Source organism: Streptomyces sp. NPDC001985 (assembly GCF_040296845.1).
Classification (GTDB): Bacteria; Actinomycetota; Actinomycetes; order Streptomycetales; family Streptomycetaceae; genus Streptomyces.
On sequence record NZ_JBEOYB010000052.1, the window covers coordinates 25,435 to 39,804 of the forward strand.

A 14,370-nucleotide genomic window follows, 5' to 3' on the forward strand; every position below is an offset into this window, starting at 1 on the left:
AGCCCAGGACACCCAGGACACCCGACGAGCCCAGAACGCCCGACGCGGCGGAGAAGCCCCGGGAGCCCGACCAACCCCAACCCCGGGCGCTTCCGGGACGCACGGTGCTCCAGGCACCCGGGACCCCGCCGGCGCCCCCGCCCCCGCCCCCGCTCCCGGGGCGGAGCGCTCCCTTCACCCACCGGGCCCCGAGCCGTGCGACGGCTCCGCCGAGCGCGGCGCCCGCCACGACATCGGACGGGTAGTGCACCCCGGCCACGAGCCGCGACACGCACATGGCCGCCGCCAGCGGCACCACCACCCTCTCCCCCGCCGGGAAGAGCGCCCCGAAGGCGACCACCGCCGCGGCGGCGGATGTCGCGTGCGAACTGGGAAACGCGTACGGCCCGGCCGTCCCCACCAGGGGCCGGCGGAGTTCCCGTCCCACGGGCCCCGGGAGGGCACCGGGAGCCGGGCCCGGGCGGCCGGCCGCGTGGCCGCCCGGCGGCCGGGGCCGCTCCCCCCGGCCGCCGCCGTCCCCGGCCGGACCCGGCCCCGTTCCGCTCCCGCCGGGTGCCCGGGTGCGGCCGGATGTCCCGTACGGAAGCGGCTCCCCCGGATCGCCCCCTCCCGGGACCCCGCCGGACGGCCCGCCCCCGGCCCCGGCCGGAACCCGCCGAGCGGCCGGAGCCGGGGACGGATCGGGGGCGGGCCGGCCGGCGGCGGCCGGTCCGGCGCCGGTGAGCCGGGGAGCCGGGCCGCCGGGGACGGCGGGGACGGCGGCGGCCGGGGAGAGCGGCCCCGGTCTCCTGCGGCGGACGGTGTACTTCACCCCGAGGCTCGCCAGATGGGCCCCGGCCACCAGGGCGGTGGCGCGGAGCCAGGCCGGGCGGCGGGCGGCGTCCGCCGCGGCGGCGGTCAGGCCCCCGGCGAGCCAGAGGGCGGCGTGCTCCCCCGCGAAGGAGAGCGCCCGGGCCGCCGGGGCGATCCCCGGGCGGCTGCCGCAGTCGCGCAGCACCACGAGCACCGCCCTGTCGGCCGCCGCGCAGTCGGCGTATCCCATGCGCCACCCCTTCTTCCTCATGAGCCCGGGCCCGGTGCTCCGGCTCTCCACCCGGCCCCGGGGGCTCCACCCGGCCCCGGTCGGCCCCGGACGACTCCTCCGGTCGACTCTTCTGGGCGCCCACCCGACAACTCCGGCCATTCTTTGATGACACTCGTTTAATCACCCATTTCGGCGAGTCCATCCAGTACTCCAAAAATGTGGGCATAACCGGCTATACGGTCTTCCCCATGCCTGCCGAGACCCCCCGGTCCGCCGTCGCGGAGCCAGCAGCGGCCGACCTCGCCCACCCCCCTGACCCCTTTGTCTCCGTCAGCGGCTGGGGCCGCACCTCCCCCACCACCGCCTCCGTGCTCCGCCCCCGCTCCCCCGACGAGGCCGCCACGGCGGTACGGGAGTGGGGCGCGCGCGGCGGCATCGCCCGGGGGCTCGGCCGGGCGTACGGGGACGCGGCGCAGAACGCGGGCGGCACGGTCCTCGACATGACCGGTCTGCGCCGCGTCCACGCCGTCGACACCGAGGCGGGCACGGTCGTCTGCGACGCCGGCGTCAGCCTCCACCGGCTGATGGAGGTCCTGCTGCCGCTCGGCTGGTTCGTCCCGGTGACCCCCGGCACCCGGCAGGTCACCGTCGGCGGCGCGGTCGGCGCGGACATCCACGGCAAGAACCACCACGTCAGCGGCGCCTTCTCCCGCCATGTCGGCTCGCTCGAACTGCTCACCGCCGACGGCGCGATCCGCACCGTGACCCCCGGCACCGACCTCTTCGACGCCACCACCGGCGGCATGGGCCTGACCGGGGTGATCCTCTCGGCGACCCTCCGGCTGCACCGGGTGGAGACCTCGCTGATGTCCGTCGACACCGAACGGGCCACGGACCTCGACGACCTGATGGCCAGGCTCGCCGCCACCGACCACCGCTACCGCTACTCGGTCGCCTGGATCGATCTGCTGGCGCGCGGCCGGGCGCTGGGCCGGGCGGTCCTGACCCGGGGCGAGCACGCGCCGCTGGACGCGCTGCCGGAGCGCGCCCGGCGCGCACCGCTCGCCTTCCGCCCGGGGCGGCTGCCCGCACCCCCCGACCTCGTACCGGCAGGGCTGCTCACCCGCACCACGGTCGCCCTGTTCAACGAGTTCTGGTATCGCAGGGCCCCCCGCTCGCGCACCGGCAGGCTCCAGCCGCTGACCGCCTTCTTCCACCCCCTGGACGCCGTGCCGCACTGGAACCGGATCTACGGCCGGGAGGGGTTCGTCCAGTACCAGTTCGTGGTCGGCCACGGTCGGGAGGAGACGCTGCGCCGGATCGTCCGGCGGATCGCCCGGCGCGGCTGCCCCTCCTTCCTCGCCGTCCTCAAGCGGTTCGGCGAGGCCGACCCCGGGTGGCTCTCCTTCCCGGTGCCCGGCTGGACGCTGGCGCTGGACATCCCCGCCGGGCTCGACGGCCTCGGGGAGTTCCTCGACGAGCTGGACGAGGAGGTCGCGGCGGCGGGCGGCCGGGTCTATCTCGCCAAGGACTCCCGGCTGCGCCCGGAGCTGCTCGCCGGGATGTACCCCCGGCTCCCGGAGTTCCGCGCCCTGCGGTCCCGGCTGGACCCGCGCGGGGTCTTCGCCTCGGACCTCTCCCGCCGGCTCGGGCTCTGAACCCGCGCCCCACCGACGTACACGCACCTCTGGAGCAGTCATGAAGGACGCCTTCGGCACCCCGCAGTCCCTGCTCGTCCTCGGCGGCACATCGGAGATCGGGCTCGCCGTCGCCCGCCGGCTGATCGCCCGGCGCTGCCGCACCGTCCGGCTGGCCGGGCGGCCGTCGCCCGCGCTCGACTCGGCCGCCGACGGGCTGCGCGGCCTCGGCGCCGAGGTCCGCACCGTCGCCTTCGACGCGCTGGACCCGGACTCCCACGAGGAGGTCCTGGGCAAGGTCTTCGCCGAGGGCGACACCGACATGGTGCTGCTCGCCTTCGGGGTGCTGGGCGATCAGGCGAGCGACGAGGGCGACCCGCCGGCGGCCGTCCGGGTGGCGCAGACCAACTACACCGGGGCCGTCTCCTCCGGTCTTGTCTGTGCCGCCGCCCTCCAGAACCAGGGGCACGGCTCCCTGGTGGTGCTCTCGTCCGTCGCCGGGGAGCGGGCCCGCCGGACCAACTTCATCTACGGCTCCAGCAAGGCCGGACTGGACGCGTTCACCCAGGGGCTGGGGGACGCGCTGTACGGGACGGGGGTCCATGTGATGGTCGTGCGCCCCGGTTTCGTCCGCACCGCGATGACCTCGCATCTGCCCGACGCGCCGCTCGCCACCACCCCCGACGAGGTCGCCGCCGCCGTGGAACGGGGGCTGCGGCGCCGTTCGGAGACGGTCTGGGTGCCGGGGGTGCTGCGGGTGGTGATGTCGGCGCTGCGGCATGTGCCGCGCCCGCTCTTCCGCCGGCTGCCGGTGTAGCGGTGCTACGAGGTGCGGGGCGCGGGTTCGTCCACCGGGGAGCCCTGCGCGGGCACGGACCCCGCCGCGCCCCCGAAGGGGTAGGAGTTGAGCTTGCGCCAGACGCTGTCCGCGCCCTGCTCGTACAGCGCGAAGGAGGCGCAGGTCCAGGCCGCCTCGAAGTCGGCCAGCTCCGCGTAGGCGCGGTCCATGGCCTCCTCGGCGATGCCGTGGGCGACGGTGACATGCGGGTGGTACGAGAACTGGAGCTCGCGCACCAGCGGCCCGGAGGCGTCCCGGACCCGCTTCTGGAGCCAGGAGCAGGCGGCGGCGCCCTCCACGATCTGGACGAAGACCACCGGTGACACGGGCCGGAAGGTCCCGGTCCCGCTCAGCCGCATCGGGAACGGCTGGACCGCGCGGGCGACCTCCGCGAGATGCGCCTCGACGGCGGGCAGCAGCGCGGGATCGGCCTCGGTCGGCGGCAGCAGGGTGACATGGGTGGGAATGCCGTGCGCGGCCGGATCTCCGAAGCTCGCGCGCCGCTCCTGGAGCAGGCTGCCGTAGGGCTCCGGGACCGCGATCGAAACGCCGAGCGTTACGGTCCCCACGTCGTTCTCCTTCGCACTTCGGGTGGGCGGCCGGCCCAGCGGACGGCCGCCCCGTCACAACGGGTGGTGTACAGCCGCCAGTGTGGCGGCTGGACGGCGTGTGTGGCCAGAGGCGTTGGCCACAGCGGGGCGGGGCCGGCGGGCCCCATACTGGAGGGCTCGGCCCCGCGGACCCCTCGGCGACGCGCCCGGGGCCGGGTCCCGGCGGCGGCCGGTCAGGGCCTGGCGGGGAGGAAGCCCACCCGGTCGAAGGCCGTGGCCAGGGTCCGGGCCGCGACCGCGCGGGCCTTCTCCGCGCCCTTGGCCAGTACGGTGTCCAGCGCCGCCGGATCGTCCAGATACTCCTGGGTCCGGGCGCGGAACGGCGTGACGAACTCCACCATCACCTCGGCGAGGTCGGTCTTCAGGGCGCCGTACATCTTCCCCTCGTACTCCTTCTCCAGCTCGGCGACCGTGGTGCCGGTGAGGGTGGAGTAGATGGTGAGCAGATTGCTGACCCCGGGCTTCTCGACGGGGTCGAAGCGGATCACCGTGTCGGTGTCGGTGACGGCGCTCCTGACCTTCTTCGCCGTCGTCCTCGGCTCGTCCAGCAGATTGACCAGGCCCTTGGGCGTGGAGGCCGACTTGCTCATCTTGATCGCCGGGTCCTGGAGGTCGTAGATCTTGGCGACCTCCTTGACGATGTGCGGCGCCGGGATGGTGAAGGTGTCGCCGAAGCGGGTGTTGAACCGCTCGGCGAGGTCCCGGGTCAGCTCGATGTGCTGGCGCTGGTCCTCACCGACCGGGACGGAGTCCGCCTGGTAGAGGAGGATGTCCGCGACCTGGAGGATCGGGTAGGTGAAGAGCCCGACGGTGGCCCGGTCGGCGCCCTGCCTGGCGGACTTGTCCTTGAACTGCGTCATCCGCGAGGCCTCGCCGAAGCCGGCCAGGCAGTTCATGATCCAGCCGAGCTGGGCGTGCTCGGGGACATGGCTCTGGACGAAGAGGGTGCAGCGGTCGGGATCGAGACCGGCGGCGAGGAGCTGGGCGGCGGCGAGGCGGGTGTTGGCCCGCAGCTCGGCCGGGTCCTGCGGCACGGTGATCGCGTGCAGGTCCACGACCATGTAGAACGCGTCGTGGGTCTCCTGCAGCGCCACGTACTGGCGGATCGCTCCGAGGTAGTTCCCGAGGTGGAACGAGCCGGCGGTGGGCTGGATGCCGGACAGGGCGCGGGGTCGGTCTTGGGCCATGCCGGTCATTGTCTCAGGTGCCCGGCGGGGTCCGGTTCTCCGGTGGACGGCCCCGCCCGGCGGGCCCCCGAGGGCTCCGCCGGACGGGGCGGCGGGCGGCGCCGGACGGGGCGGGCCCGGGGTCCGCTCCGGCTGGGTCGTCTCTTTCGGATCGTGCCGGGCTCGCGAGCCCCGGCACCGCGCCTCGCCGCGTTGTCGTCGGTCGCCGACGCTCCGCGTGGGCTCCCTCCTCCGCCTCGCGATCCACGGCACCGGACCCCGCTCACCGACCCGGCCCGACCCGAAAGAAACTCCCTAGCGGGGCAGCCCGGGGGCCGGGTACGCGGCCATCAGCTCGGCGACCTCGCCCCGGATCGCGGTGAGCGCCTCCTCGTCGCCCGCGCCGGCCGCCCGCACGCCCCGGTCGATCCAGTCGGCGACGGCGGGCATGTGCGCGGTGGTGAGCCCGCGCGAGGTGAGGGAGGGGGTGCCGATCCGGATGCCGGACGGGTCGAAGGGCTTTCTGGTGTCGTAGGGGACGGTGTTGTGGTTGACGACGATCCCGGCCCGGTCCAGGGCCTTGGCGGCGGTCTTGCCGGGGATCTCCCGGGCGGTGAGGTCGATGAGGATCAGATGGTTGTCGGTGCCGCCGGAGACCAGGTCGAGGCCCCGGGCGAGCAGGGCGTCGGCGAGCGCCCGGGCGTTGGCGACGACCGCGTGGGCGTACGCGCGGAAGGAGGGCTGGGCCGCCTCGTGCAGGGCCACCGCGATCCCGGCGGTCGTCTGGTTGTGGGGGCCGCCCTGGAGGCCGGGGAAGACGGCCCGGTCGATGGCGCGCGCGTGCTCCGCGCGGGACATCAGCATCGCGCCGCGCGGGCCGCGCAGGGTCTTGTGGGTGGTTGTGGAGATCACATCGGCGTGCGGCACCGGCGAGGGGTGGGCGCCGCCGGCGATCAGTCCGGCGAGATGGGCGACATCGGCCGCCAGGACGGCCCCGGTCTCGCGGGCGATCTCCGCGAAGGCGGCGAAGTCGATGGTCCGGGGCAGGGCGGTGCCACCACAGAAGATGATCTTCGGGCGTTCGGCGATGGCCACGGCGCGGACCTCGTCGAAGTCGATGAGCCCGGTGTCCCGGCGCACCCCGTACCGCACGCCCCGGAACCAGGTGCCGGTGGCCGAGACGCCCCAGCCGTGGGTGAGGTGGCCGCCCATGGGCAGGGCCATGCCGAGCACCGTGTCGCCCGGCTCGGCGAAGGCGAGGTAGACGGCGAGATTGGCCGGGGAGCCGGAGTAGGGCTGCACATTGACGTGCTCGGCGCCGAAGAGGGCCTTGGCGCGGTCGACGGCGAGCCGCTCGACCAGATCGATGTTCTGCTGGCCCTCGTAGTAGCGGCGGCCGGGGTAGCCCTCGCTGTACTTGTTCTGGAGGACCGTGCCGGAGGCCTCCAGGACGGCGCTGGAGACATAGTTCTCGCTGGGGATCAGGCGCAGGGTCTCGGCCTGGAGCCGCTCCTCGGCGCCGACGAGCGCGGCCAGCTCCGGGTCGGCGGCGAGCAGCGCGGGGTGGGCGGCGGGGGCCGGGCGGGCGGAAGGGGCGGCGGGTGCGGGATGGGGAAGAGTGCTCATGGTGTCCTCCGTATCCGTGAGACGACGGGAACCCCGGGGCGTGCCCGTGCGGTCCTCCGGTCGTGCGCGGAGGCGGGCGGCACCCCTGGGGCTGTCATCGGGACGCGTCCCGAGATCCCCGCCCGGAGAGGCAGGAAGCGGTCGGCGCCCCGCTGACGGGTTCGCCGGGGCACCCAGGCGGGCGGCACCTCGTCTGCTCCTGCGCACACGGTTTCCCCGCGGTCTCTTCCGCGTTCGCCAGTCGCCGTGCGTACCCTCCACCTTAAGCGCCGGGCCCTTCGGCAAGGTTTCCCCGTCCACGATGCGAGCGACGATAGAACCAGGGGCACCACCCCGCCCCGTGCCGGATGCCCTGCCTCTGAGAGATCCGAGGAAGAGGAAACGGAGACCCCGTGTCTGTGTCTGAGAGCGCCATCGCCGCCGCCGAGTCCCACAGTGCCCACAACTACCACCCGCTCCCCGTGGTCGTCGCCACCGCCGAGGGCGCGTGGATGACCGATGTCGAGGGACGCCGCTACCTCGATCTGCTCGCCGGATACTCGGCGCTCAATTTCGGCCATGGCAACCGCCGGCTGCTCGACGCGGCGCGAGCGCAGCTGGAGCGGGTCACCCTCACCTCGCGCGCCTTCCACCACGACCGCTTCGCCGAGTTCTGCACCCGGCTGGCCGAGCTGTGCGGCATGGAGATGGTGCTGCCGATGAACACGGGCGCGGAGGCGGTGGAGACCGCCGTGAAGACCGCCCGCAAATGGGGTTACCGGGTCAAGGGCGTCGCGGACAACACGGCCAAGATCGTGGTCGCGGCGAACAACTTCCACGGCCGTACGACCACGGTGATCAGCTTCTCGACGGACCCGGAGGCGCGGGCGGACCACGGCCCCTACACCCCCGGTTTCCAGATCGTGCCGTACGGGGACCTCACCGCGCTGGAGGCCGCCGTCACCGAGAACACGGTGGCCGTGCTGCTGGAGCCGATCCAGGGCGAGGCGGGGGTGCTGGTGCCGCCGCCCGGGTATCTGGCGGGGGTGCGCCGGGTGACCCGCGAGCGGAATGTGCTCTTCATCGCGGATGAGATCCAGTCGGGCCTGGGCCGGACCGGGCGGACCTTCGCCTGTGAGCACGAGGGCGTGGTGCCCGATATGTATCTGCTGGGCAAGGCGCTGGGCGGCGGGGTGGTGCCGGTCTCGGCGGTGGTCTCGTCCCGGGAGGTGCTCGGGGTCCACCGCCCCGGGGAGCACGGCTCGACCTTCGGCGGGAACCCGCTGGCGTGCGCCGTGGCGCTGGAGGTGATCGCGATGCTGGACACCGGTGAGTACCAGCGGCGCGCCACCGAGCTGGGCGACCATCTCCACCACGAGCTGGAGCTGCTGACCGGCGGCGGCGCGGTGCGGGAGGTGCGCGGCCGGGGCCTGTGGGCGGGTGTGGACATCGATCCGGCGCTGGGCACGGGGCGGGAGATCTCCGAGCGGCTGATGGCCCGGGGGGTGCTGGTGAAGGACACCCACGGTTCGACGATCCGGATCGCTCCCCCGCTGGTGATCGGCAAGGAGGACCTGGACTGGGGTCTGGAGCAGCTCCGGGCGGTCCTGTCGGCGTGAGCGTGGGCGGGCGCCGCGCGGAGGCCCGGCGCCCGGCGGGCCCCCGCGCGTACGGCCCCGCGCGTACGGCCCCGCGCGGAGGGGCCCGCGCGGAGGGGCCCGCGCGGAGGGGCGTCAGCGGATGAGGTGGGGCAGAAAGCGCGCGTATCCGTCGGTGACGAGGTCGGACGACTCGCGGATGCCGAGCCCGGCCGCCTCGTCCTCCACCACCCAGGCGCCGAGCACCACCCGGTTGCCGTCGAAGTCGGGCAGCGGCGCCAGCTCCTGGTAGCAGCAGGGTTCGTCCCGTACGACGGGGTCGGCGCCGGCTCCGTGGACGGTGACGCCCGCGCCCTCCCGGCCGAGCAGCGGCTTGGCCACATAGCCCCGCCGGGCGGCGAGTTCACGGGGGCCGTCCAGATAGGCCGGAAGCAGATTCGGGTGGCCCGGGTACAGCTCCCAGAGGATGGCGAGCAGCGCCTTGTTGGAGAGGAGCATCTTCCACGCGGGCTCTATCCAGCAGGTGGTTCCGGTGCCGCCCCCGTTGTCCAGGGTGTCCAGGACATGGGGGCCGAAGCGGTCGGTGGCGAGCCACTCCCACGGGTAGAGCTTGAAGCAGGAGCGGATGAACCGCAGCCGGTCGTCGACGAAGCGGCCGGAGAGCCGGTCCCAGCCGATCCGCTCCACCGACAGCGCCTCGGTGTCGAGCCCGGCCTGCTGGGCGGTCTCGCGCAGATAGGCGACGGTCATCAGGTCCTCGCCGAGTTCGTCGCCGTCCGAGTGGGCGAAGTGCACCGGTCCCGGCGGCAGCAGCGGGGCCTGCTTGCGCCAGGCATCCACCAGCCGTTCGTGGAGGGAGTTCCACTGGTCGGCCCCGGGGAACCGTTCCTCCATCCAGAACCACTGCGGGCTGGCGGCCTCGACCAGGGAGGTCGGGGTGTCGGCGTTGTACTCCAGCAGCTTCGCCGGCCCCGTGCCGTCGTAGCGCAGGTCGAACCGGCCGTATATGGACGGGAGTTCGGCCCGGCGCCGCCAGGACTCGGAGATCAGCGAGGCGAGCCGGCGATCGGTGACGCCGAGTTCGGCGAAGCGGTCCCGCTCGACGATGTGCGCGGCGGCGGCCAGGCTCATGGCGTGCAGTTCCTCGACCACCTCCTCCAGCGCCTCGACCTCGGGGAGGGAGAACTCGTAGTACGCGCTCTCGTCCCAGTAGGGGCGCAGGGAGCCGTCGGGGAAGCGGGTCAGGGGGTAGACACACCCCTGCTCCTCGACGATCTCCTGCCAGCCGGGGCGGGGTTCGATGGTGTGGCGCTTCATCGCTCGCCGCCCGGCTCAGCCGCCGCCGGAGCCGGAGCAGCCGAAGCCGCCTCGGTCCACCGCCGACTTGTTGAAGCTGCCGCCCTCCACCAGGCCGCTCTTGACCTTGCCGCCGTAGTAGTGGCTGCCGCTGCCGCTCGAGTCGTCGCACTCGGAACTGGACAGATGTTCCATGGTCGACCGGTTGGCGCAGCGCTTGTCCGGTTCGGACCCGCACGAAGTGATCGTCAGCGCCAGTACGCCCATTCCGCCCAGCACCACCGTGCTCGACCTCAGCCTGCGCCGTGCCATCAGCAGCCCGCCCCCGTTCACTGTCAAACTGTTGTTCTGAATCGCCGCAAGACTAGTGGTCAACCCACTCGCCCCGCCCCCTGGGCCCCCGGGTGCCCCTGCTGGTGTCCCACGCGCGCGGGTGCCCGGCCGGTTCCTGAGCGGGTCGCGGAAGGTGCGCCCGCCGCTCCGGCGGACCGCTCCGGCGCCGGGCGCCCGGCGCCAGGACCCGTACCGGAATCGGCCCCGAATCTGTCATGAAATCGACCGTGCCCGGCCGTGCCCCGGCGTTAGATTCGGTCATATGAGCACCGACAGAAACCCCGAACACCCACAGCGGCTGCCCTGGGTGAACCTGGCCCCCGAGGTCTTCAAGGCGATGCGCGCGCTGGACGCGGCGGCCCGCAAGGGCGTCGATCCGGTGATCCTGGAGCTGGTCAAGATCCGCGCCTCGCAGCTCAACCGCTGCGCCTACTGCCTGGACATGCACAGCAAGGAGGCGCTCGCGGCCGGTGAGACGGTGGAGCGGATCATCCAGCTCGGCGCCTGGGAGGAGTCCCGGCACTTCTACACGGCCCGGGAGATCGCGGCGATCGAGCTGACCGACGCGGTCACGGAGCTGACCGACGGATTCGTGCCGGACGAGGTGTGGGAGCGGGCGGCGAAGGAGTTCGACGAGAAGGAGCTGACCCATCTGCTCGCCTCCATCACGGTGATCAACTCCTGGAACCGCTTCCAGGTCGCCACCCGGGCCGTCCCGGGCCACTTCACCCCGGCGGCACCGGGCCACGCCCACTGATCACACCGTGGTGACGCACGGGGAGCCGGGCGGGCCGTGAGGGCGCGAAGCCGGGCGGCCGGCGCGGTCATCGGGCGGGCGGGCGCAGCCCGTTGAGGGCGTGCTCGACGACCGCGTCGGCGAACTCGGCGGTGAGCGGCCCCTCGCCGTGGAGCCAGCGACCGCGCAGCGGACCCCAGATCAGGTCGATGGCCAGGTCGAGATCGGCACCGGGGTCGAGCTGCCCGGCCCGCCGGGCGGCGCGCAGCCGGGCGCGCTTCAGCTCCCTGAGGGGCCGGTCGAGCCGGTCGGCGCAGTCGGCGGCGAGAGCGGGATCGAGAAGGGCCTCGATGGCGAGGGCGCGCAGGGGGGCGCTCCGGCGGGGATCGTCCAGTTCGGCCGCGGTGGCGCGGAGGACGGTCTTCAGATCGGCTTCGAGGTCGCCGGTGTCGGGCAGTCCGGCCGGCTGCCCGCCCTCCCCCTCGGCGAGGGCGAGCAGCGCGTCGAAGAGGACGGCCCCCTTGGAGGGCCACCAGCGGTAGATCGTCTGCTTGCCGGCGCCCGCGCGGGCGGCGATGGCCTCGATGGTGAGGCGCGCGTATCCGACCTCCTCGGCCAGTTCCCGCGCGGCGGTGAGGACGGCCCGGCGGACGGCCTGGCTGCGCCGGGAGGGGTCGGGGGGCCTGGGCGTGGTCGTCATGGGCCCAGCCTAGCCCGTAGCCGAGACGAGACGGGTCGTCTTGCACAGATCCCCGCCCCGCTCTAGAGTCGGAGCGAGACGGGACGACTCGTCTCGCACAATCCCTCCGACCCTCCAGCCCCGGGAGCCCTCCATGACCAGCACCCCCTCCACCGCCGGCCGCGTCTGGCTCATCACCGGGGCGAGCCGGGGCCTGGGCCGGGCCTTCGCCGAGGCCGCGCTCGCCGCCGGGGACCGGGTGGTCGCCGTCGCCCGTACCGTCGCGCCGCTGGAGCCGCTGAGCGCCGAGTACGGCGAGCGGCTGCTCGTACGCCCCCTGGACGTCACCGACCGGGCCGCCGTGCGCACCACCGTGGACGAGGCGGTACGCCACTTCGGCCGGCTCGATGTCGTCGTCAACAACGCCGGCTTCCTCGCCATGGGCATGGTCGAGGAGTTCGGCGAGGAGCAGGCCCGGGCCCAGATGGAGACCAACTTCTTCGGCGCGCTCTGGGTCGCCCAGGCCGTCCTGCCCCATCTGCGCGAGCGCCGCGCCGGGCACATCCTCCAGATCTCCAGCATCGGAGCCCTCGGCGGCTTCCCGCTCACCGGGCTCTACAGCGCGAGCAAGTTCGCCCTGGAGGGCCTGAGCGAGGCACTGGCCGCGGAGGCCGCCGGCTTCGGGGTCAAGGTCACCATCGTGGAGCCCGGCGGCTACTGGACCGGGCTCTACACCCGGGGGCTGACCACCACCGAACCGCTCGGCGCCTACGCACCGCTGCGGGCGGAGATGGAGCGGCAGTTCGCCGAGGGGTCGTCGGACAGCCTGCCGCACCTCGCCGCCGAGGCCGTCCTGGAGGTGGTGGACAGCGACGACCCGCCCCTGCGGCTGCTGCTCGGCGGGATGGCCTACGACCTCGCCTTCGAGACCTCGCGCCGGCGGATGGAGACCTGGGCCGCCTGGGAGGAGACCAGCCGGGCCGCCGAGCACGCGGTGGCGGCGCCCGAGGGGTACGACGAGGGGTGACCGGCCGGCGGGCCGGGCGGGGCCGGCCGGAGCGGGGGGAGCGAGGCGGGGAGGCCGGGAGCCGGGGCGCGGGGAGGGCGGGGCGCGGGGAGGGCGGGGCCGGGCCTCCGGCAGGGGCGGTGGGCGGGGCCGGGGATGGCGGGATCACAGGGCAACCATTCCCCGGCTCAGCGGGTCAAGCAGGTGCGTGCCGCGCCTCCGGGGGCGGGACACGCGCCGCTCCCCGTCCCCGTCCACCCGTCACCACACTCACCGTAAGGGCTGATCATGAACTCGCTCAGTGTGGCCCGAGCTCTGGGGCCGGCCCTCGCCGTCGCGGTCACCCTCCTCCTCGTCGCCCCGGTGGGGCACGCCGCCACCGTCCGGGGACCCTCCCGGGAGTTCGTGGCCCCGCCGCAGACAACGGTGCGCGCCCAGCCGGAGGACGACTTCAACGGGGACGGCTACCAGGACCTCACGACCGCGGCACCCTTCGGAACCGTGGACGGCGAGAAGATGGCGGGGTACGTCGCGGTGCTGTACGGCTCCGCGTCCGGCGCGACCGCCGGCCGCCGGCAGATCCTTCATCAGAACACCCCGGGCATCCCCGGGGTCGCCGCCGCCGAGGAGTCGTACGGCACCGCCCTCACCTCCGCCGATCTGGACCAGGACCGGTTCGCGGATCTGGTCGTCGGCTCCCCCAACGAGGGGTCGGACGGCGGCGGGACCCTCTCCGTGATCTGGGGCGGCCCGAAGGGCCTCACCGGCGGTACGGCCCTGCTGGACGGCTCCGAGCGGCGCTCGGGCAGCCACATCGTGACCGGGGACTTCGACGGCGACCGCGTCCCCGATGTCGCCACCACCGGGCACGGCGGCGAACTGTGGGTGCTGTCCGGGCCGTTCGACCGGGACGGCTCCCCGGCCCGCACCCTGTGCGTCACGGGCGAGCGGAACCGGCAGATCGCGGCCCTGGCCGCCGGGGACGTGACCGGGGACGGCATCACCGATGTGGCGGCCCTGCGGAGCCCGGTGGCGGGGGCCGCCCCCGCGCTCGTGTTCTGGAAGGGCACCCCCGAGGGGCCGGCCTCCGTGTACACCGGGGGTCCCGGGCGCACCACCGTCAGGGGCGAGACACTCGACATCGGCGATGTGAACCAGGACGGCTTCAAGGATCTCGTCGTCGGCCACACCCGCGCCCACGAGAACGAGCCCCCCGTCCCCGAGGGCGGCATGATCACCTATGTGCCCGGGGCCCCCGGCGGCCCGGCCACCGACCGCGCCGGGGGCTTCCACCAGGGCAGCCCGGGCGTCGCGGGGGACGCGGGCCCCTCGGACCGGTTCGGCTCCGCGGTCTCCGTCGGCGACATCGACGGGGACGGGTACGAGGACATCGCGGTGGGCGCCGAGGGCAAGACCGTCGGGGAGAGCGCCCGGGCGGGCGCGGTCTTCACCCTGCCCGGCGGACCGGCCGGACCGACCGGGGCGGGGGCCCGGAGCTTCGTCCAGGGCCGGGGGTGGATGCGCGGCACCGCCGAGACCGACGACCGATTCGGCGCGGCGGCCCGTCTGATCGACACCGACGCCGACGGGGAGACCGAACTGGCGGTCAGCGCACCGGGGGAGAACGGGTTCACCGGGGCGGTCTGGGTCTTCCGGCCGAGGGCGGCGGCGGTCTCCGACTCCTTCGTCTACGGGCCCCGGGCGCTGCGGACCCCGCCGGCCTGGGGCTGGTTCGGCAAGACCTACACCGGCTGACCGCCCCTCCCCGGCCCGGGGCGCCGGGCCCCGGCCCGTTCCGGGCCACCGCACCGCGAGGCCCGGCCCGGTTCGCGGAGATCCGG

13 protein-coding genes, 1 pseudogene and 1 riboswitch are annotated in these 14,370 nt (G+C 74.3%); of the genes and pseudogenes, 7 read left to right on the forward strand and 7 right to left on the reverse strand.

What is annotated here, in order from left to right:
- Positions 1–169: 169 nt before the first annotated feature.
- A pseudogene (locus tag ABT122_RS33650) lies at positions 170–463 on the reverse strand (phosphatase PAP2 family protein); the annotation flags it as partial.
- Positions 464–719: 256 nt separating this feature from the next.
- Between ABT122_RS33650 and ABT122_RS22870 the strand changes: the two are divergent.
- The 3 genes from ABT122_RS22870 (at position 720) to dprE2 (ending at position 3,478) form a co-directional block, all read left to right on the forward strand.
- The gene (locus ABT122_RS22870) at positions 720–1,190 is read left to right on the forward strand and encodes a hypothetical protein (RefSeq protein ID WP_351555300.1); all 471 of its coding nucleotides are present in this window, start codon (positions 720–722) and stop codon (positions 1,188–1,190) included.
- 82 nt (positions 1,191–1,272) lie between these two features.
- Entirely contained in the window at positions 1,273–2,682 is a 1,410-nt protein-coding gene (dprE1, locus tag ABT122_RS22875) for a decaprenylphosphoryl-beta-D-ribose oxidase (RefSeq protein ID WP_351555221.1), read from the forward strand.
- A gap of 40 nt (positions 2,683–2,722) precedes the next feature.
- A complete protein-coding gene (gene dprE2 / locus ABT122_RS22880) occupies positions 2,723–3,478 on the forward strand; it encodes a decaprenylphospho-beta-D-erythro-pentofuranosid-2-ulose 2-reductase (protein WP_351555224.1) in 756 nt (251 codons plus the stop codon).
- 5 nt (positions 3,479–3,483) lie between these two features.
- On the opposite strand, the gene ABT122_RS22885 is transcribed toward dprE2, so the two are convergent.
- The 3 genes from ABT122_RS22885 to glyA form a co-directional block, all read right to left on the reverse strand.
- Complete coding sequence (locus ABT122_RS22885; RefSeq protein ID WP_351555227.1) at positions 3,484–4,068, reverse strand: 2'-5' RNA ligase family protein; 585 nt, start codon at positions 4,066–4,068, stop codon at positions 3,484–3,486.
- A gap of 215 nt (positions 4,069–4,283) precedes the next feature.
- Positions 4,284–5,297 carry a tryptophan--tRNA ligase gene (trpS, locus tag ABT122_RS22890; protein ID WP_351555230.1) on the reverse strand — a complete coding sequence of 338 codons (1,014 nt, stop codon included), beginning with the start codon at positions 5,295–5,297 and terminating at the stop codon, positions 4,284–4,286.
- 294 nt (positions 5,298–5,591) lie between these two features.
- Positions 5,592–6,902, reverse strand: a complete 1,311-nt coding sequence (gene glyA / locus ABT122_RS22895) for a serine hydroxymethyltransferase (RefSeq protein WP_351555231.1) — start codon at positions 6,900–6,902, stop codon at positions 5,592–5,594.
- A gap of 164 nt (positions 6,903–7,066) precedes the next feature.
- A riboswitch (ZMP/ZTP riboswitch) is annotated at positions 7,067–7,157 on the reverse strand.
- A 137-nt stretch (positions 7,158–7,294) separates the two neighbouring features.
- Between glyA and rocD the strand changes: the two genes are divergently transcribed.
- Positions 7,295–8,500 carry an ornithine--oxo-acid transaminase gene (gene rocD, locus ABT122_RS22900; protein WP_351555233.1) on the forward strand — a complete coding sequence of 402 codons (1,206 nt, stop codon included), beginning with the start codon at positions 7,295–7,297 and terminating at the stop codon, positions 8,498–8,500.
- A 114-nt stretch (positions 8,501–8,614) separates the two neighbouring features.
- Here rocD and ABT122_RS22905 read toward each other — a convergent pair whose 3' ends face one another.
- Together ABT122_RS22905 and ABT122_RS22910 are read right to left on the reverse strand one after the other, a co-directional pair.
- Positions 8,615–9,796 (reverse strand): glutathionylspermidine synthase family protein, encoded by a 1,182-nt coding sequence (locus ABT122_RS22905; protein ID WP_351555235.1) that lies wholly within the window; start codon positions 9,794–9,796, stop codon positions 8,615–8,617.
- 15 nt (positions 9,797–9,811) lie between these two features.
- Positions 9,812–10,087: a hypothetical protein gene (locus ABT122_RS22910; protein WP_351555288.1), complete on the reverse strand. Its 276-nt coding sequence runs from the start codon at positions 10,085–10,087 to the stop codon at positions 9,812–9,814.
- A gap of 283 nt (positions 10,088–10,370) precedes the next feature.
- Between ABT122_RS22910 and ABT122_RS22915 the strand changes: the two genes are divergently transcribed.
- Complete coding sequence (locus tag ABT122_RS22915) at positions 10,371–10,865, forward strand: carboxymuconolactone decarboxylase family protein (RefSeq protein ID WP_351555238.1); 495 nt, start codon at positions 10,371–10,373, stop codon at positions 10,863–10,865.
- A gap of 67 nt (positions 10,866–10,932) precedes the next feature.
- Here the strand turns inward: ABT122_RS22915 and ABT122_RS22920 are convergent, their stop codons facing one another.
- The gene (locus tag ABT122_RS22920; protein ID WP_351555241.1) at positions 10,933–11,544 is read right to left on the reverse strand and encodes a TetR/AcrR family transcriptional regulator; all 612 of its coding nucleotides are present in this window, start codon (positions 11,542–11,544) and stop codon (positions 10,933–10,935) included.
- A 133-nt stretch (positions 11,545–11,677) separates the two neighbouring features.
- On the opposite strand from ABT122_RS22920, the gene ABT122_RS22925 reads away from it, so the two are divergent.
- Together ABT122_RS22925 and ABT122_RS22930 are read left to right on the forward strand one after the other, a co-directional pair.
- Positions 11,678–12,550 (forward strand): SDR family NAD(P)-dependent oxidoreductase, encoded by an 873-nt coding sequence (locus ABT122_RS22925; RefSeq protein ID WP_351555244.1) that lies wholly within the window; start codon positions 11,678–11,680, stop codon positions 12,548–12,550.
- Positions 12,551–12,817: 267 nt separating this feature from the next.
- On the forward strand, positions 12,818–14,284 hold the full coding sequence (locus tag ABT122_RS22930; protein WP_351555247.1) for an FG-GAP and VCBS repeat-containing protein: 1,467 nt from the start codon (positions 12,818–12,820) through the stop codon (positions 14,282–14,284).
- Positions 14,285–14,370: the final 86 nt, after the last annotated feature.